17 protein-coding genes are annotated in these 18594 nt (G+C 35.5%); 9 read left to right on the plus strand and 8 right to left on the minus strand.

Going from position 1 to position 18594, the window contains the following annotated elements; genetic code table 11:
* Nucleotides 1-44 precede the first annotated feature (44 nt).
* The 3 genes from gloB (at nt 45) to MCQ_RS03845 (ending at nt 1851) form a co-directional block, all read left to right on the plus strand.
* Nucleotides 45-806 carry a hydroxyacylglutathione hydrolase gene (gloB, locus tag MCQ_RS03835; RefSeq protein WP_006923648.1) on the plus strand — a complete coding sequence of 254 codons (762 nt, stop codon included), beginning with the start codon at nt 45-47 and terminating at the stop codon, nt 804-806.
* 2 nt (nt 807-808) lie between these two features.
* The gene (locus MCQ_RS03840; protein ID WP_006923649.1) at nt 809-1291 is read left to right on the plus strand and encodes a hypothetical protein; all 483 of its coding nucleotides are present in this window, start codon (nt 809-811) and stop codon (nt 1289-1291) included.
* 86 nt (nt 1292-1377) lie between these two features.
* Nucleotides 1378-1851, plus strand: a complete 474-nt coding sequence (locus tag MCQ_RS03845) for a hypothetical protein (RefSeq protein ID WP_006923650.1) — start codon at nt 1378-1380, stop codon at nt 1849-1851.
* Here MCQ_RS03845 and MCQ_RS03850 read toward each other — a convergent pair whose 3' ends face one another.
* From MCQ_RS03850 to rho, 6 genes are all read right to left on the minus strand, one after another.
* Complete coding sequence (locus MCQ_RS03850) at nt 1852-2757, minus strand: ParB/RepB/Spo0J family partition protein (RefSeq protein WP_006923651.1); 906 nt, start codon at nt 2755-2757, stop codon at nt 1852-1854.
* Between the two features lie 29 nt (nt 2758-2786).
* Nucleotides 2787-3584: a ParA family protein gene (locus MCQ_RS03855; RefSeq protein WP_006923652.1), complete on the minus strand. Its 798-nt coding sequence runs from the start codon at nt 3582-3584 to the stop codon at nt 2787-2789.
* A 6-nt stretch (nt 3585-3590) separates the two neighbouring features.
* Complete coding sequence (gene rsmG, locus MCQ_RS03860; protein ID WP_006923653.1) at nt 3591-4238, minus strand: 16S rRNA (guanine(527)-N(7))-methyltransferase RsmG; 648 nt, start codon at nt 4236-4238, stop codon at nt 3591-3593.
* A complete protein-coding gene (mnmG, locus tag MCQ_RS03865) occupies nt 4238-6106 on the minus strand; it encodes a tRNA uridine-5-carboxymethylaminomethyl(34) synthesis enzyme MnmG (protein ID WP_006923654.1) in 1869 nt (622 codons plus the stop codon). The genes rsmG and mnmG overlap by 1 nt, the downstream gene beginning before the upstream one ends.
* 105 nt (nt 6107-6211) lie before the next feature.
* Complete coding sequence (gene mnmE / locus MCQ_RS03870) at nt 6212-7519, minus strand: tRNA uridine-5-carboxymethylaminomethyl(34) synthesis GTPase MnmE (protein ID WP_006923655.1); 1308 nt, start codon at nt 7517-7519, stop codon at nt 6212-6214.
* Between the two features lie 32 nt (nt 7520-7551).
* Nucleotides 7552-8817 carry a transcription termination factor Rho gene (rho, locus tag MCQ_RS03875; RefSeq protein ID WP_006923656.1) on the minus strand — a complete coding sequence of 422 codons (1266 nt, stop codon included), beginning with the start codon at nt 8815-8817 and terminating at the stop codon, nt 7552-7554.
* 633 nt (nt 8818-9450) lie between these two features.
* Between rho and MCQ_RS03880 the strand changes: the two genes are divergently transcribed.
* From MCQ_RS03880 to polA, 6 genes are all read left to right on the plus strand, one after another.
* Nucleotides 9451-10275, plus strand: a complete 825-nt coding sequence (locus tag MCQ_RS03880) for a pyruvate, water dikinase regulatory protein (RefSeq protein WP_006923657.1) — start codon at nt 9451-9453, stop codon at nt 10273-10275.
* Between the two features lie 12 nt (nt 10276-10287).
* On the plus strand, nt 10288-10884 hold the full coding sequence (locus MCQ_RS03885) for a Maf family nucleotide pyrophosphatase (protein WP_006923658.1): 597 nt from the start codon (nt 10288-10290) through the stop codon (nt 10882-10884).
* Nucleotides 10877-11746, plus strand: a complete 870-nt coding sequence (locus tag MCQ_RS03890) for a shikimate dehydrogenase (RefSeq protein ID WP_006923659.1) — start codon at nt 10877-10879, stop codon at nt 11744-11746. Before MCQ_RS03885 ends, MCQ_RS03890 begins: the two co-directional genes overlap by 8 nt.
* Nucleotides 11747-11754: 8 nt before the next feature.
* On the plus strand, nt 11755-12342 hold the full coding sequence (gene coaE, locus MCQ_RS03895) for a dephospho-CoA kinase (protein WP_035007878.1): 588 nt from the start codon (nt 11755-11757) through the stop codon (nt 12340-12342).
* A gap of 4 nt (nt 12343-12346) precedes the next feature.
* Nucleotides 12347-13054: a DNA polymerase III subunit epsilon gene (gene dnaQ / locus MCQ_RS03900; protein ID WP_006923661.1), complete on the plus strand. Its 708-nt coding sequence runs from the start codon at nt 12347-12349 to the stop codon at nt 13052-13054.
* A 338-nt stretch (nt 13055-13392) separates the two neighbouring features.
* Entirely contained in the window at nt 13393-16299 is a 2907-nt protein-coding gene (gene polA, locus MCQ_RS03905; protein WP_006923662.1) for a DNA polymerase I, read from the plus strand.
* Here the strand turns inward: polA and MCQ_RS03910 are convergent.
* Nucleotides 16296-17174, minus strand: coding sequence for an endonuclease/exonuclease/phosphatase family protein (locus MCQ_RS03910; protein ID WP_006923663.1), 879 nt, complete (start codon nt 17172-17174; stop codon nt 16296-16298). The two genes, polA and MCQ_RS03910, sit on opposite strands and share 4 nt — an antisense overlap.
* A 135-nt stretch (nt 17175-17309) precedes the next feature.
* On the minus strand, nt 17310-18083 hold the full coding sequence (locus tag MCQ_RS03915) for a Bax inhibitor-1/YccA family protein (RefSeq protein ID WP_006923664.1): 774 nt from the start codon (nt 18081-18083) through the stop codon (nt 17310-17312).
* Nucleotides 18084-18594: the final 511 nt, after the last annotated feature.

An 18594-nucleotide genomic window follows, 5' to 3' on the forward strand; every position in this document is an offset into this window, starting at 1 on the left:
GGTTATTTTGTAAATTTATTCCTGACTTTTTATGGAGAAAGTACGTGTTAATTGAGCAATTTATCTGTCGAGAAGATAATTTTGGTGTACTCATTCATGATGAAAAAAGTGGACTCACAGCCGCAATTGATGCACCTGAAAGCAAAGCAATTCATAGGGCCCTCAAACGCCATAATTGGACCCTTCATACTATTTTTGTGACTCACCATCATCACGACCACGTAGAAGCGCTAGCCGAGTTAAAGCAAGTTTACAAAGCGTTAGTTGTTGGACCAGAAAAAGAAAAAGAAAAGATTCGTTATCTTGACCAAACACTTCAACCTGATGAAAGTTTTTTCTTTGGAACACACCCGCTTTTAGCGCTTTCAACGCCTGGTCATACTTTAGGCGCATTATCTTACTATCTTCCTAAAGAGAATTTACTCTTTGCTGGAGATACACTTTTCTCTCTCGGTTGTGGACGCCTTTTCGAGGGAACACCTGCACAAATGCTTAGCTCTTTAAAAAAGCTTCGTCAACTTCCCGATGAAACACTTCTTTATTGTGGTCATGAATATACTAAAACTAACGCCCTTTTCGCATTGACACTTGATCCACATAATCAAAAACTTCATAAAAGAGTAGAGGATGTTTTTTTATTGCGCGCAAAAGACGCTGTGACTTTACCTGTAACCTTAGGGGAAGAAAAAGCTATCAATCCTTTCCTCCGCTGGGATGATAATACGTTACGAAGAAACCTTGCAATGGAAAAAGAAACAGATGAAGAAGTCTTTGCTGAAATCCGAAGAAGAAAGGATATTTTCTAGCCATGTTTAAGCTTATCTTGCGTTTGTTTTCCCTTTTTCTTTTCGTAATACATACTCAACCAATAATGGCAAAGGAAACAGACAATCAGTTTGATTTCCCATATATCATTGCAAATTATTCTTTAACAGAAGATTTTCTTTTAAAAATAGAAGAAATCGGAAAAAAATGTGATGAAAACTTATTATCAACTTCAAAACCATATAATACTGAATATGACGACAGTATTGAAGGACAGATAGCTTCTATTTCTGCCAGACCTAAACTAATGGGTCTTTTAAGAAAAAAGAATCTCACAGCTAAAGATTATATTATTGGTATCATGACTCTTCAAGCAACATTAATAATTCTTAACGAAGATATTGAAAACCTTAAAAAAGAAGGCATTTTTTTTGATGAAAAAAATACTGTAGTTTCAGATAATTTGGAGTTTGGTAAAAAACATACGTATAGAATACTTAAAATTCTTAGAAGCAGTTGTAAATAGAATCTGTATTATTTTAAACAATTGATTAATTTTATAGATGAAGAAGTCTTTGCTAAAATTCGAAGAAGAAAGGATAAATTTTATCCATGTTGAAGTTTATTTTGCGTTTGTTTCCCTTTTTTCTTTTTATAGCATATGTTCAAATAACAATGGCAGAAGGAACAGATAATCAATTTGTTCTCTCACTTAGCAGCAATCCAAATATCGTTGCAAATTATCCTTTAACAGAAGATTTACTCTCAAAAATAGAACAACTAAAAAAAGAAATTGAAGATTTACCTCCAGAGCCAGAGACGTCCAATACCGGAAATGATAACAGTATTGAAGGATTAATAGCCTCTATTTCTGCTAGACCAAAACTAACGGAGCTTTTAAGAAAAAATAATCTTTCACCTAAAGATTATGTTATTGGTGTCATGGCTCTTCAAGCAACTTTAGCTGCAATAATAGACATTGAAGATAAAAAAATTCTCTTCAATGAAAAAAATACTATATCTTTAGATAATTTAAAGTTCGGTCAAAAATATATAGATAGAATTCGTGCTATTTTAGATAATTAATTAGTTCTGTAAACGTCGGCAAATATCATCCAATTGTTCTAATGAAGAATAGCGTATTTTTAAATCACCACCTTTTTTACCATGTCTAATAGTCACTTTCATTCCGATCACATCTGCAAGTAATTTTTCTAGAGATTTTGTTTCTGTATCCTTTTCAACAGCAGTTCGTTTTTTCGTTTTCGGATTTGCCTGTTCATATGCAAGTATTTCCGTTTGGCGCACAGAGAGTCCTTCGCGAATAATTTTTTCGGCTAAATCCTGTGGATTATCAACGGTTATAAGGCAGCGTGCATGGCCAGCGGAGAGCTGTCCATCGGTTAAGAACTGTTGTACTTTTGGTGGAAGCTTTAACAAACGAAGCGTATTTGCAACGTGACTCCGGCTTTTTCCAATGACTTGTGCCAAATCTGCTTGCGTATATCCATGCTCATTCAGTAACATCTCATATCCCATTGCTTCTTCTATAGGATTAAGGTCGGCACGCTGAACATTTTCAATAATTGCCAATTCCAAAGCTATCTTATCATCTACATCACGAACAATGACCGGCAATTGATTTAAATTAGCGCGCTGTGCAGCACGCCACCGCCGTTCACCAGCGATTAATTCAAACCGATGTGGATGATCACGTAAAGGTCTTACAATGACAGGTTGAACAATACCATGCTGACGAATTGATTGCGCTAAATTATCAAGTTCTGCATCAGTAAAATGGCGCCGTGGATTATTTGGATTACACGAGATAGTTTCAAGTGGCACAAGTCGCTCAGAATGTGCAGAAATTGCATTAAACTCTGTAGATTTTTCATCAGTCGATGAACGTGCAAGATTATTATTTAAATTTATATCCCCAATTAAAGCTGCTAAACCACGCCCTAATCTTTTTTTTGATTGATCATCATTCATAATTTTGCTCTTTAAATTTTTTTACATTTCTAAGCAGCAGCACGTGCTTGTTTTTCGCGTTGGATCACTTCCGATGCTAAACGCAAATATGCCTGGCTACCAGCACACTTCAGATCATAAAGTAATACTGGTTTACCAAAAGAAGGGGCTTCAGATACACGCACGTTCCGTGGAATAACAGTACGATAAACTTTATCTCCCATAAAAGAACGCACATCTTCAACAACTTGATTTGAAAGATTATTACGTCCATCGTACATCGTTAGGACAATCCCTTGAATTTCTAAAGATGGATTAAGAACAGATCGCACTTGTTTTACTGTTTCAAGCAATTGGCTTAAACCTTCAAGTGCTAAAAATTCACATTGCATAGGCACTAAAACAGAATCTGCTGCCCCCATAGCATTCAGTGTTAAAAGATTAAGCGATGGAGGACAATCAATTAAAATATAACTAAATTTTTTTATCATTTTTGGATCATCACAGAGTGCTTTACGCAATCGCTGAATACGATCCTGTGATGAAGCAATTTCCATTTCTACGCCTAAAAGATCAAGCGTAGAAGGAACAATATGGAGATTGGGTACAGCTGTTTTCAAAGCTGCTTTTGTAACTGAAATTCCTGAAATCAAAACATCATAAGATGATAAAGGACGGCTATTACGATCAATTCCCAATCCTGTACTTGCATTACCTTGTGGATCAACATCCATAATGAGAACGTTTTCACCAATAGCTGCTAAAGCTGTTGCAAGATTAATTGCTGTAGTTGTTTTGCCGACTCCACCTTTTTGGTTTGCAATAGCGATAATTCGTGTTTCGCTCATTTTGCTTTACCCTCTACATGATCGAACATGAGAAATTTCTAAAATAACAGAACTTTCATCAATTTTACTTTTATGTTTTAGCAGATCAAAGCGCCAATTGGCAGAGGCATTTGTTATTTCTGTAGCGTAATCCCGACCTTTTTGCAAAAGAGCTATTGTTTTTTCTGTTAACAATGGAAAAATAAGCTGTAAGAGGTCATCTAATGAAGCTAATCCTCGCGCTGTTATAACATCTGGTGCCTTTATTTTTTCATATACATCTTCAATTCTACAGTGATGAACTGTAGCTGGAAGATTAAGTTGAGTAATAACAGTTCTTAAAAAAGCTATTTTTTTTCCATTACTTTCAACGAGATCAATATGGCCTATTTTTTTTTCTTTCATTAAAATAGCAATAACAATTGCAGGAAAACCTCCTCCTGATCCAAGATCACACCAGCGTAAAAAGTGGCTATGTAAAGGATAAATTTGAGCTGAATCCAAGATGTGGCGTGTCCATAGAATTGGTATTGTTTTAGAGGATACCAAATTAATATGCGTATTCCATTGAATTATAAAAGTTTCAAATTGTATTAAATTTTCCATCGTTTCACGTGAAACAGAAGGAATGATATTTAAGAGTTCCTGATATTTTTGTTCTATGGAAATATCCATCAAGCTGATTTAACCTTTTCACGTCGTTGACGTTGAATATAAGTGATAATAAGTGATAATGCTGCTGGAGTCATACCATCAATTTTCTGTGCATCAGCAATTGAACGTGGTGATATTTTTTGAATTTTTGCTTTTAATTCATTTGAAAGACCCGAAATTGCCTGAATATTAAGTGAAGGGGGAATTTCTAAACGCTCATCTCGTTGAAGAGCAGCAATATCTTGTGCTTGTTTTTCTAAATAAACTGCATATTGTGCTTCAATTTCTAGAGATTCAACTGTTTTAGAATCAATTGACTGTAATTGTGGCCAAAAATGTGAAAGACGCTCTATAGTCATATGAGGATAAGCAAGAAGATCATAAGCTGAACGTCTAATTCCATCGTGATTTACCTGTAATCCATGAGCAGACGCCTCATTAGGTGTTAGAAAAAGTTTCTGGCATATTGATCGTGCTTGATCGAGACGTCGCTGTTTTTGCTGATAACAATCCCAACGTTTTTTACTAATAATACCCCACTGCTCTGCCAAAGGTGTTAAACGAGTATCAGCATTATCAGAGCGTAAAGATAAACGAAATTCAGCACGTGATGTAAACATTCTATAAGGTTCAGAAACCCCACGTGAAATTAAATCATCTATCATAACGCCAATATAAGCTGTAGAACGACTTATAAATATTTCATCTAATCCAGCAACCTTACGGGCAGCATTCAATCCTGCTAAAAGGCCTTGAGCTGCAGCTTCCTCATATCCTGTTGTACCATTAATTTGGCCGGCTAAAAACAATCCTGGTAAAGAACGTAATTCTAAGGTTTTCGTTAATTGTTGTGGATTAACAAAATCATATTCAATAGCATAACCTGGTTGTAAAACCTCAACATTTTCCAATCCTTCAATTGATTTCAGTAAAGAAATTTGTACATTTTCAGGAAGAGAAGTTGAAAGTCCATTTGGATAAACAGTATCAGTATCCAAACCTTCTGGTTCCAGAAAAATCTGATGTCCATCACGTTCACCAAATTTAACAATTTTATCTTCAATTGAAGGACAATACCGTGGACCTACTCCTTCAATAGCACCAGAATATAAAGCAGATTGATGAATATTTTCATGAATAATTTTATGTGTTCGTGCATTTGTACGCGTTATTGCACATTCAATTTGAGGTTGTTCAATTTTTTCTGTCAAGAGAGAAAAGGGAACAGGATCTTCATCTGCTTTCTGTTTTGGAAGACATTCCCAATGAATTGTTTTTTTACTAAGACGTGCAGGAGTTCCTGTTTTCAAGCGTCCAAGATTTATTCCATATTTTTTTAAGCTTTCAGCAAGTTGTACAGTTGATTGTTCACCCATTCTTCCAGCAGGCCATGTTTTATCGCCAATATGAATAAGACCACGCAAAAACGTACCTGTTGTTAAAACTACAGCACCAGAAAAAACATGCCCATTTTTTTTCAAAAGAACACCTGAAACACTATTATTTTTAACAGTTATATCAAGTACTTCATCTTCAATAAGACTTAAATTGTTTTGTTCTTTCAGAAATTTTTGAATTGCTTTTTTATAGAGTTGTCGATCTGCTTGCGTACGTGGTCCTCTTACTGCGGGTCCTTTTCGTCTATTAAGAAGTCGAAACTGAATTCCTGCAGCATCCGCTGCTCGTCCCATAAGACCATCTAAAGCATCTATTTCACGAACCAAATGTCCTTTTCCAAGTCCACCAATAGCAGGATTACAGGACATTGTTCCCAATGCTGATATTTTATGTGTAACGAGTGCTGTACGCGCTCCCACACGCGCTGAAGCCGACGCAGCTTCACAGCCAGCATGACCACCTCCAACAATAATGACATCATATAATTGCATTTGTCTTATTCCATAGAGAATACAATCTCAAGTTTCACGTGAAACAAATAAAATATATGATATTATCAATCTGTCCATAAAATAATTGATGTTTCACGTGAATCATTATTTACCAATACAAAACTCTGAAAAAATAATATCAAGCAAATCTTCAACATCTATGTCCCCCGTAATTCTTCCAAGAAAATCACTTGCACGACGAAGATGTTCTGCACGTAAAGTTAAATCAAGAAAATTATCATTTAGAGAAACTTCAATCTCTTTAACAGCTTCTTTTAATAACTGAAGTTGTCTTTTACGTGCTGGAACAAGATTTCCAATTTTAGAAGCACGACGTGAACAAAATAACTCTATTTCCTTAATAAAATTATCAAAATTTAAACCTGTTAATGCAGAAAATTGTATAAACCAACGCGTTTTATCTTCTTCATAAAGATCAAGTTTATTACCAACATGCCATATTTCAGCTGTTGTTTCTGGTAAATCGATCTCTTTGGGATTTCCCATATCATAAACTAAAATAACCAAATCAGCATCCATAATATGCTGTTTTGCAACTTCTATTCCCAATTTTTCGATTTTATTTTCTGTTTTTCTAAAACCAGCAGTATCTGTTAAAAAAACCGGTAAACCACTGAGAACGAGCCTAATTTCCAAAGCATCACGTGTTGTTCCCGCTTCTTCCATCACAATAGCAACAGGCCTTCCAGCCAAACGATTCATAATGCTTGATTTTCCAGAATTTGGGGCACCTGCAATGACAATTTTTAACCCATCGCGTAAAATACTTGCACGTTCTCCTTCAGAAATATGTTCGCGAAGAGAAACAGAGAGTTCTTCTACATCTTTCCAAATTTTATCAGATACTAAATTAGGAATGTCAGCTTCATCAGAAAAATCAAGTTCGGCTTCAATAAAAGCACGTGCTTTCATAAGTTTATGACGCCAATCACGATAAAGCGTTGTTAAACGCCCACTTGTACCCATAACCGCTAAACGTCGTTGACTTTCTGTTTCTGCCTCTATTAAATCAGCAAGAGCTTCTGCTTGAACAAGGTCTAATTTTCCCTCTATAAATGCGCGACGCGAAAATTCACCTGCTTCTGCAATACGACACCCTTCAAATGTGGATAACTCATCAAGAAAACGGTTAACAACCGCTTTGCCTCCATGTAAATGAAATTCAGCACAATCTTCTCCTGTAAAACTGTGAGGAGCAGGAAAAAAAACAGTTAAAGCGGAATCCAGAAAGCTCCCATCACGAGCTGTAAGATTTCCATAATGCATGAAGCGCGCTTTAGGTAAAAAACCACAAAGATCTTTCACAACACGCACGACATGAGGACCAGAAAGTCGAATAACTGCAACCCCTGAAGGCAACAATCCACTCGAAACAGCAAAGATTGTATCCACAGGAATATTCCTAATCTAAAAACTTAATGTTTCTATGTATTCATTGAATCAAAAAATTCGCTATTGTTTTTTGTTTGTTTTAATTTATCAATCAAAAATTCAATTGCATCTGTTACATTCATAGGTGCCAAAATACGACGAAGAACAAAAATCTTATGTAAATCTTGTCGTGCTACTAAAAGCTCTTCTTTACGTGTTCCCGACTTCAAAATATCCATAGCAGGGAAAATACGTTTATCAGCAACTTTACGGTCAAGAACAATTTCCGAATTTCCTGTTCCTTTAAACTCTTCGAAAATAACCTCATCCATACGGCTACCCGTATCAATTAAAGCTGTCGCAATAATGGTTAAAGACCCACCTTCTTCAATATTACGTGCTGCACCAAAAAAACGTTTTGGACGCTGTAGCGCATTTGCGTCCACACCACCTGTCAAAACTTTACCTGATGAAGGAACAACAGTATTATAAGCACGTCCAAGACGAGTAATAGAATCAAGAAGAATAACGACATCACGTCCATATTCAACAAGACGTTTAGCTTTTTCAATAACCATCTCAGCAACTTGTACATGACGTATTGCTGGTTCATCAAAAGTAGAAGAAACTACCTCTCCTTTTACAGAACGTTGCATATCAGTAACTTCTTCTGGTCGTTCATCAATTAAAAGAACAATGAGATAACATTCAGGATGATTAGTGGTAATAGAATGAGCAATATTTTGAAGTAAAACCGTTTTTCCTGTTCGAGGAGGTGCTACAATTAATCCTCTCTGCCCTTTTCCAAGAGGAGATATCAAATCAATCACCCGTGACGACATATCCTTTTCTGTAGGATCCTGTATTTCCATTTGAAAACGCTCATTGGAATAAAGAGGTGTTAAATTATCAAAATGAATTTTATAACGAATTTTTTCAGGATCTTCAAAATTTATTGTATTAATTTTAAGAAGAGCAAAATAACGTTCTCCTTCTTTTGGACTACGTATAGGACCTTCAACAGTATCACCTGTTTTTAAAGAAAAAGACTGAATTTGTGCAGGTGAAAGATAAATATCATCAGGACCTGGAAGATAATTAGCATCAGCAGATCGCAAAAATCCAAATCCATCTTGTAAAACTTCAACAACTCCTTCTCCTATAATTTCTACGTCCTGCGAAGCAAGTTTTTTCAAGATAGCAAACATTAATTCTTGCTTGCGCATTAGGGAAGCATTTTCAACTTCTAATGTTTCAGCAAAAGAGACAAGTTCAACCGGATTTTTACTTTTAAGTTCTTGTAATTTCATTTCTTGCATGAAATATGCTCTTTATTTTAGGTAAGGGATTGTTTTTAAAACTAATTTATGGAAAATTTGGAGAATAGAAAACTCTAATAAGGTCTAAATATTCTACACTTAACTTTTTAAAACTGCAAGTATCCTTCATAAGATTTATCTTCGTATAAAATTTAACAATCATATTTCAAAATCGCTTATGCAAATTGAAATTATTTATAAAAATTCAAAAAACAAATTGTTTAATAATATTTAAAAGAACTTAAACAATATATCATTCTTAATAAATTTTAAGAAAAATATGAAAACATCTTATATCGTTAATAAATTAATATTCAAAAGGATTTTTATCTTTTCCAAATTTTTTATATTAATAATTTAAGAGAGAGAGAATTTTTCTTATTCAAGCTTGTGTTTAGTGTGGATTATTGTTTATGCTTCATTCATCCTCAATTTTATCCACAAAAGAAAATAAAAAAAAATAATATATACCATTATGTTAAGGATATTATCCCCATTCTCTTCTCATAAGTGGATTTTATTTATCACAATTGTTCAATTTGTGCATAATAACGGAAAAATTCCTCTAAGTTTTTATTTTATAAAAAAGCATGATGATATATACACATTTATTAACAAGGAGTTAAAATTTTTGTGACAAGAGAAAAAAAATCCTTTCATTTACACATGCTTTCTGATGCAACGGGAGAAACATTAATCTCTGTTGGAAGGGCTGTAGCATCACAATACACGATGATTCAGACAACAGAACATATCTATCCGATGATTCGCAATGAAATGCAGTTGCAAAGAGCTCTTGATGAAATACAACAAGAGCCGGGTATTGTTCTTTACACAATCATTGATAAAAAAATTAAACTGCTTCTTGGGAGAAGATGTGAGAAAATAGAAGTTCCCTGTATTGATATACTACACCCTGTTTTGGATGCTTTTCAATCTTACCTTGGAATGCCCACAAATTTACGTGCTAGTGCCCAGCATGATCTCAATGCAGATTACTTTCGCCGTATTGAGGCGTTGGATTTTACAATAGAGCATGATGATGGACAGTCTCCCAATAGCTTATCAGATGCAGATGTAATACTTGTAGGTATTTCAAGAACCTCTAAAACACCAACCAGTATCTATTTAGCAAATCGTGGAATAAAAACGGCTAATGTTCCTCTTATTCCAGGGATCGACTTACCTGAAGCCCTTTTAGAAACAAAAAATGCTTTGATTGTTGGCTTAATCGCTTCAGCTGAACGAATTTCACATATTCGCCAAAATCGAGATTTGGGAGATGTTTTTGCTCTTGAAAGCTATACTGATCGGATCAGTATAGCTGAAGAATTGACTTATGCAAAACGCATTTGTGAACGTTTTAATTGGCCTATTATTGATGTCACAAGACGCTCTATTGAAGAAACTGCTGCAGCGATATTTGAACTTTTATCACGATTTCGTGAAGGAAAATGAAAGAAAACTCTTATGGCAGCAGATACGTTAATATTAGCATCCCTTAGTTATTACCGTGCACAATTGTTGAAAAAAGCAGGTTTAAGTTTTTCCATTAAAGGGGCTTCTTTTGATGAAAGAGAAGTAGAAAAAAAAGCAGAAGTAAAAACATCTAAACAACTCTGTTGCTTTCTTGCTAGTGCAAAAGCAAAAAATGTCTCTGACCGCTTTCCTGATGCTTTGGTCATTGGTTGTGATCAAGTACTTGATTTGGAAGGTCAGATTTTTCATAAAGTTACAAGTAAAAAGGAAGCACGTCAACGTTTATATGCTTTATCAGGAAAAACCCATTCTCTTCATAGTGCTGTGGCTTTATTTCAAAATGGCCAAGAAATTTGGGTTGAAGCTTTTAGTGCTCATATGTCAATACGTCCTCTTTCACCGGAATTCATTGAACGTTATTTAATGCGTGTAGGGACAGATGTTTTAAGCAGTGTGGGAGTGTATCAAATTGAAGGAGAAGGAATTCATCTTTTTGAAAAAATTGACGGAGATTTTTTTACCATTATTGGTTTACCACTGTTACCTTTATTGGTAAAATTGCGTCATTTGGGAGTTATCGATGGTTAATTTGACAATAAAGCCCGGAAAAAATTTTTCTCCGCGTGCCTTTGTTGTTGGTTGTCCTATTCACCATTCAAAATCACCAAAAATTCATAATTTTTGGCTTAAACAATACGGTTTACAAGGTGAATATCTAGCACAGGAAGTGACTCTTGAAGAATTTGCAGATTTTTTCGCATCTATACAACAAAGAGGTTTTTGTGGAGGTAATGTTACTTTACCTTATAAGCAGGAAGCTTTTCGTTTAGCTAATCATAAAGATGAAGTAGCAACAATAATTGGTGCTGCTAATACGCTATGGTATGAAGGAAGAAAACTTTGTGCCACAAATAGTGATGCCTATGGTTTTACTGCTAATCTTGATGATTCGGTTTCTAATTGGGTTGGAGAAACAGCTCTTGTTTTTGGTGCAGGGGGTGCTGCACGTGCTATCTTATATGCTTTAAAAAAGCGGGGATTTGAACGTATTTTCTTGCTTAATCGTACAAAGAAACGTGCAGATGATTTAGCTGAATATTTTGGAAAACCTGTTGAAGTTCACGATTGGCATTGTGCTAATGAAGTACTTTACCAAGCTGATTTAATTGTTAATACGACTTCTGTAGGCATGACAAAATCAGATGAGGAAAAAAGTGTTTCTCTTTTTTGCGATTTTCATAAAACAAAGACAACAGCGTTAGTGACAGATATTGTTTACACGCCGTTGATAACACCTTTTTTGCAACAAGCAAAAGCACATGGCCTAAGGACAATTGATGGACTTGGTATGCTTTTACATCAGGCTGTTCCTGGTTTTGAACGATGGTTTGGAATAAAACCACAGGTGACAAAAGCGTTACGGGCAGCAATTTTAAAGGATATGGGTTAAGAAAGAGAATGAAAATCATAGGTCTGACCGGATCAATCGCTATGGGAAAATCAACTGTTGCTAATCTTTTTAAACAAGCGGATATTCCCGTTTTTAGTGCTGATGATACTGTACATAAACTTTACAGGAGTGAACCAACTTTATCGCTCATAGAACATACTTTTCCTAGTGTTATTGAAAATGGTAAAGTTAATCGCCAAAAGCTTTCGAAGGTTTTAATCAATGATAGTGAAAAATTACAAATATTAGAAAAAATGATTCACCCTTTAGTGCAAGAAAAAGAAGAAGAATTTATTGATAAAGCACGCCAAAAGGGAAAAAAGTTAATTGTTCTTGATATTCCTCTGCTTTTTGAAACAAAGAGTGAAAATCGTGTGGATAGCGTAGTTGTTGTTTCTGCACCACTAGAAATACAAAAAGAGCGTGCAATGATTCGTCCAAATATGAGCGAAGAAAAATTTGCATTTATCAATGCTAAACAAATATCTGATAAGAAAAAACGAGAACGAGCTGATTTTGTCATTGATACAGGAAAAGATTTAGAAAATACACGTCAACAAGTCTTAGACGTGATAAAAATTTTGCTAAAGAATTGAAGTGATGCGTGAAATTATTTTTGATACAGAAACAACAGGATTGGATAAAGAGAAAGATCGCATAATCGAAATCGGTTGTGTAGAAATGGTTGATCGCTATCTTACAGGACGCCGATTCCATGTTTATTTGAACCCGCAGGGAGTTATTATTCCTGATGAAGTTGTAGCAATTCATGGGTTGACCAATGAACGCTTAAAGAATGAAAAAAGCTTTAGTGATATTGCTAATGCATTTTTGGAATTTATTAATGGTGCAACAATGATTGCCCATAATGCAAGTTTTGATATTGGTTTTCTTAATGCAGAATTAGGACGGGTAAATAAGCCACTTATCAGTGTTGATAATATAATTGATACATTGGCTATGGCACGACGCAAATTTCCTATGGGTCCTAATTCTCTTGATGTTTTGTGCAAACGTTTTGGAATTGATAATAGTCATCGTGTTCTTCATGGTGCTCTGCTTGATGCGGAGATTCTTGCTGATGTTTATATTGAACTCATTGGTGGAAAACAGGGTGTATTGGGTTTTGATAACAGTGGGAATATTGATGAGGATGTCCAAAATGAGAAGAATGTTTTCTCGGCAGTTAAAATTCGCTCACATCCGCTATCTCCAAGGTTAAGTGCACAGGAAAGAAGTATGCATGCTGATTTTATTAAAAAAATAGGTGAAAAAGCTCTGTGGAATCATTTTAAAATTCCTCAATAACTCCCTTTTTTCTCTCTGAAAAGATTATTTGAAATTACATAAATAATAAAAATTCAAAAAATACGGTTGTTGTGGGGAGGGGAACACCACAACGACCTTGTTTCGCTACGTTGTACCTTAGCCATCATAGGAGGAGCAAAATGAAAGCTATTATGTCCTGTAACAGCAAAGAAAAGCTTTAGGTACAAAATAAAAGTAACGAACAAGTGCTTTATGAAAAAAAAAAATGGCTTTTTAGAGGCAATTCGATAAATTTTAAAATAATTTTTAAAATAATAATGAAAAACAAATATAAGGGTAAATTATTTTTTAGCTAGAATGGAAATAATGGAGTTTTCATGGAAACAAAAGATCATCTTTTTTTGGTTGATGGATCAGGCTATATTTTTCGTGCTTATTACGCTTTGCCACCTTTAAAGCGCAAAAGGGATGGACTTTCTGTAGGAGCTGTAGCCGGTTTTTGTAATATGTTATGGAAATTACTCTGTGATGCTCGCAATACAGCTGCTGGTGTTATCCCAACGCATTTTGCTGTCATTTTTGATTATTCCTCTGATACATTTCGTAAAAAAATTTATCCCCAATATAAAGCCAATAGAGAGGCACCTCCTGAAGATCTTATTCCTCAATTTGCTTTAATACGACAAGCAACAAAGGCTTTTAATTTACCTTGTATTGAAAAAGAAGGATTTGAGGCAGATGATTTAATTGCTACCTATGCACAATTGGCAACTCAGAATGGAGTAAAAACCACAATCATTTCTTCTGATAAAGATTTAATGCAACTGGTGAACACACACGTATCTTTATATGATGGAATGAAAGATAAGCATATTGGTGTTTCTGAAGTCATAGAAAAATGGGGTGTGGCACCTGAAAAAATGGTTGATTTGCAAGCTTTGACTGGAGATCCAACAGATAATGTTCCAGGTATTCCCGGCATTGGTCCCAAAATTGCAGCGCAATTATTAGATCAATTTGGTACTCTTGATCTTTTATTGCAACGCGTAGCAGAGATTAAGCAAACAAAACGACGTGAAAATATTCAAAATTATGCTGAACAAGCAAAAATTTCTCGTGAATTAGTTAAGCTTAAAACGGATGTCCCTATAGAGAATGATTTAGAGAGTTTTGTACTGGAACCACAAGATGGTCCACGTTTAATTGCTTTTCTGAAAGCTATGGAATTTACGACACTCACACGTCGTATAGCGGAGGCAACAGAATGTGACGCTACAGTCATTGATGCACTCGATATAGATATTGAATGGGTAGATTCTGGTTATGAGCGCATTCTCGATATTCAGAAAGTTGATACACCGCTATTACATAGTTTTTCTGAAAATTCCCCACAGGTTTTGGCACAAAAACGTAAAGATCAGGCTCTTAGGCAAAAAATTACAAGAGAGGCTTATAAAACTATTTTGGATGAAGAGGTTTTGCAAGAATGGTTGTTAAAAGCAGAAGAGCAGGGTTATTTCGCTTTTGATACTGAAACAACCTCTCTTGATGCACTGCAAGCAAAGCTTGTTGGTTTTTCATTAGCATTACAGCCAGGAAAAGCAGCCTATATACCTCTTGAACATATTGAGGGAGGAGATGATCTTTTGGGAGGTGGACGTATTGCTGAACAAATAGAGACCAAAAAGGCTTTGAAACTTTTAAAGCCAATATTGCAAAATCAAGCAGTTTTAAAAATTGGTCAAAATATGAAATATGATTGGTTGGTGATGAAGCAACAGGGTATTGTGATGCGCTCTTTTGATGACACAATGCTTTTGTCGTATGCTTTAGATGCTGGAGCTTTAACGCATAATATGGACGCTTTGTCTGAACGCTGGCTTGGATATAAACCAATTGCTTACAAGGATTTAACGCATAATGGAAAAAAGATTTCTTCTTTTGCACAAGTAGATTTGAAACAGGCAACTTTTTATGCAGCAGAGGATGCAGATATAACACTTCGTTTGTGGCAAGTATTAAAACCCCAGCTTGTAGCAAAAGGAATGACAAAAATTTATGAACGTCTTGATCGACCGCTGATAGAAGTTCTTGCAAGAATGGAAGAACGTGGGATTCTCATTGATCGGCAGATTTTATTGCGTCTTTCAGGAGAATTAGCACAAGCTGCTTTTATTTTAGAAGAAGAAATTTATCAGCTGGCTGGTGAGAAATTTAATATTGCTTCACCAAAGCAATTAGGTAATATCCTTTTTGGCAAAATGGGATTGTCTGGAGGAGCTAAGACCAAGGGAGGACAATGGTCAACTTCTGCACAAACATTAGAGGAATTGGCTGTTGACGGTCATGTTTTACCACGTAAAATTATTGATTGGCGTCAGCTTGCAAAGCTAAAATCTACCTATGCAGATGCCTTGCCTTCTTATATTTTGCCTAAAACAGGACGTGTCCATACGAATTATTCTTTAGCAATAACATCGACAGGGCGTTTATCATCATCAGAGCCAAATTTACAAAATATACCAGTGCGAACTGCAGAAGGACGTAAAATCCGACAAGCATTTATTGCTCCAGAAGGGCATGTGCTCTTATCAGCTGATTATAGCCAAATCGAATTGCGTATTCTTGCACATATTGCTAATATTGACGCATTAAAAGAAGCTTTTGCACAAGGTCAAGATATTCACGCGATAACTGCATCACAAATGTTTGGTATGCCTATAAAAGAAATGCCGTCAGACATACGCAGACGCGCAAAGGCAATTAATTTTGGTATTATTTATGGTATTTCAGCCTTTGGATTAGCAAATCAATTGGGTCTTTCTCGACAGGAAGCAGGTCGTTATATTCAACTTTATTTTGAAAGATTTCCAGGAATTAAAGATTACATGGAAACGACTAAGGCATTTGCACGTCAACATGGTTATGTACAAACTATTTTTGGTCGTCGTATTCATTATCCTGAAATAAAAGCCAATAATCAGCAAGTTCGTGCTTTTAATGAACGAGCTGCTATTAATGCACCGATTCAGGGATCGGCGGCAGATATCATTCGTCGTGCTATGATTCATATGGAAGATGCTTTAGAAAAAGAAAAATTATCAGCAAAAATGTTACTGCAAGTGCATGATGAACTGATTTTTGAAGTACCAAAAGCCGAGAGTGATAAGACTATAGCTCTTGTTAAAAAGGTTATGGAAAATGCTACAATGCCGGTATTATCTTTGTCTGTACCGCTTGAAGTAAAGGTAATGACTGCTCAAAATTGGGATGAAGCACATTAGTTTTGCTCACGTGTTTTATTTTTAAGAGTGGACATCGCATTCGCAAGGCTAAGATGCGCTTTAATTGGTAAATGATCTGAAGCAATACGCGCAAGGGGTGAAAAATGATTTTCAACGTTTATTACTAATTGATGGGGGAAAGCTAAAATTCTATCAAGAGCTAAAAAGGGGAAGCGAGAGGGAAAACTTGGTACAGCTCCGATTGTGCTATCAAAATAGGAAGAAAAAAGGTTTAAAGATGATCCTTTACCTATCCTCCATTCATTGAGATCACCAATAAGAAGTGTAGGCATAAGAGAACGTTTTTGCAGGAGTGCAAGAAGCGTTTTTACTTGCTTATTACGAGAGTGGCGAAACAAGCTAAAATGCGCAGCAATAACACGAATTTTGCCACTCTTCATTTCTAATTCTACAATCACAGCACCACGAGGTTCAATGCCAGGAAGAGTAATTTGTAGAATATCACATATACGTCCTTGGCGCAAAAAAAGGGCATTGCCATGCCAACCATGACTGTTTGGTGACATAGTGTTCAGGGGTATTGGAAAGAGACCTGTTTCAGTTTTTAAGAGCTGAAGATCAATCAAGCCTGTACGTTCACCAAAACGTTTGTCTGCTTCTTGCAGAGCAAGAATATCAGCTTGTAGTTCAGCAATAACACGCACAATACGTGTAGGATTGAAAACTTTATCAACACCTACGCATTTATGGATATTATAAGAAGCAACGACAAGATCATAATGATCGTTATCTTTGATTATCGTTAACTGATGACCAGAGCGATTACGAATAGCGTTTAACAGGGGAGTATGAAGTTTTTGCTGGATAAATGTGGTTGGCCAGAGAAATTTTCGCTTATGAGGCTTTTTTATCATTTTTGGGTTGTAATTTTTTGTATGGTTTGAACATCGGCACTAAAGAGTTCATAAATGAACACCTATGTTAAAAATTAAAAAAACCTTGCTTCTTTTTAGAAACAAGGTTCTTTTATCGATCAATAATTGCCGCAATCAATCACGGTTTGAGCCAAGAAATTGCAGCAAGAAGACAAACATATTGATGAAATCAAGATAAAGATTCAATGCACCCATAATAATTTTACGACCTTGAGTGTCATCTCCATCTCCTTCATAATACATTAATTTGATGTTTTGTGTATCGTAAGCTGTTAAACCAGCAAAGATAAAAACGCCAATCACGGAAATAGCAAATTGTAAAGCGCTAGATCCAAGAAAAATATTGACAATCATAGAAAGCATCAAACCAACCAAGCCGATAAAAAAGAATGAGCCCATCGCTGTTAGATCACGTTTCGTCGTATAACCATAAAGTGAAAGAGCACCAAAAGCTGCGGCGGTAATGACAAATGTTTGTACAACACTTTCTGGTGTATAACGCAAAATAATTGAGGACAATGAAAGTCCAACAAGGGCCGCATAACCGAAAAAGAGGCTACGGGCTGCACTTGTACTCAATGTATTGATTTTAAAACTAAGAAAGAGCACAGCCACAAGGGGTGCAAACATAATAATATAAGATAATGGTGACGTATAAAATGTCACTCCAAATGATGTTAAATAGACACTGCTATTGATTTGAGCGGCTGCTTGGCTCATATCCGTTGTCGTAGCCAATGAGGCAATCGCATAAGCGGCAGCGGCTGTAATAAGCAAACCAATGGCCATTGTATTATAGACGCCCAGCATATAGCTGCGCAATCCTTGATCGATTGATGCATCCGCACGAGAAACAGACGCCGAACGTAAATTTTTAAAATCAGCCATAATATAAAGTCCTTTAGTATATGTTCCGTCAGGTGTTGAGGTTAGAAAGGATTGCCAAACACAAAAAACCCCAGGCAACACTGGCGGAATCCCAGCATACCTCCCCTTATTATGGAGATTTATTTGAAAATTACAAGAGACTTTTGTTAAAAGGAAAGCTTACAAATTGGTAATAATTAAAGGGTGATCTTGATCAAGAACATCTAATTTTTTAGTAAATTTTTTACAAAATTTGATAATCTCTTTTAATAATAACCAGAAGAAGCTGTTTTATTTGGATAAATTAGGAAAGAATTGACTATTTGGCTATATTTTATTAACGCGCAAAAGCAAAATTTTTTTTGCCTGTATCTATCTTTGCTGAGATACAGCAACATTTTGATAATTTTTCTTTGGGGTAAGGGCCGCTGATTTTGGAGCTAAAATTCCAACTCTTGAAAATAGGGGTATAAGTCAATAACTTGCCAAGTTTTTAAGAGAATCCTCAATAATTTTTATACATATCCTATAA

This window comes from Candidatus Bartonella washoeensis Sb944nv, from assembly GCF_000278135.1.
Classification (GTDB): Bacteria; Pseudomonadota; Alphaproteobacteria; order Rhizobiales; family Rhizobiaceae; genus Bartonella; species Bartonella washoeensis.

Coding starts and splice junctions, on each gene's coding strand:
- MCQ_RS03910 (WP_006923663.1), bottom strand. CDS start 17,174: ATGATAAAAAAGCCTCATAAGCGAAAATTTCTCTGGCCAACCACATTT.
- MCQ_RS03845 (WP_006923650.1), top strand. CDS start 1,378: ATGTTGAAGTTTATTTTGCGTTTGTTTCCCTTTTTTCTTTTTATAGCA.
- rho (WP_006923656.1), bottom strand. CDS start 8,817: ATGCAAGAAATGAAATTACAAGAACTTAAAAGTAAAAATCCGGTTGAA.
- MCQ_RS03840 (WP_006923649.1), top strand. CDS start 809: ATGTTTAAGCTTATCTTGCGTTTGTTTTCCCTTTTTCTTTTCGTAATA.
- rsmG (WP_006923653.1), bottom strand. CDS start 4,238: ATGGATATTTCCATAGAACAAAAATATCAGGAACTCTTAAATATCATT.
- mnmG (WP_006923654.1), bottom strand. CDS start 6,106: ATGCAATTATATGATGTCATTATTGTTGGAGGTGGTCATGCTGGCTGT.
- polA (WP_006923662.1), top strand. CDS start 13,393: ATGGAAACAAAAGATCATCTTTTTTTGGTTGATGGATCAGGCTATATT.
- coaE (WP_035007878.1), top strand. CDS start 11,755: ATGAAAATCATAGGTCTGACCGGATCAATCGCTATGGGAAAATCAACT.
- MCQ_RS03915 (WP_006923664.1), bottom strand. CDS start 18,083: ATGGCTGATTTTAAAAATTTACGTTCGGCGTCTGTTTCTCGTGCGGAT.
- MCQ_RS03890 (WP_006923659.1), top strand. CDS start 10,877: ATGGTTAATTTGACAATAAAGCCCGGAAAAAATTTTTCTCCGCGTGCC.
- dnaQ (WP_006923661.1), top strand. CDS start 12,347: ATGCGTGAAATTATTTTTGATACAGAAACAACAGGATTGGATAAAGAG.
- MCQ_RS03885 (WP_006923658.1), top strand. CDS start 10,288: ATGGCAGCAGATACGTTAATATTAGCATCCCTTAGTTATTACCGTGCA.
- MCQ_RS03850 (WP_006923651.1), bottom strand. CDS start 2,757: ATGAATGATGATCAATCAAAAAAAAGATTAGGGCGTGGTTTAGCAGCT.
- MCQ_RS03855 (WP_006923652.1), bottom strand. CDS start 3,584: ATGAGCGAAACACGAATTATCGCTATTGCAAACCAAAAAGGTGGAGTC.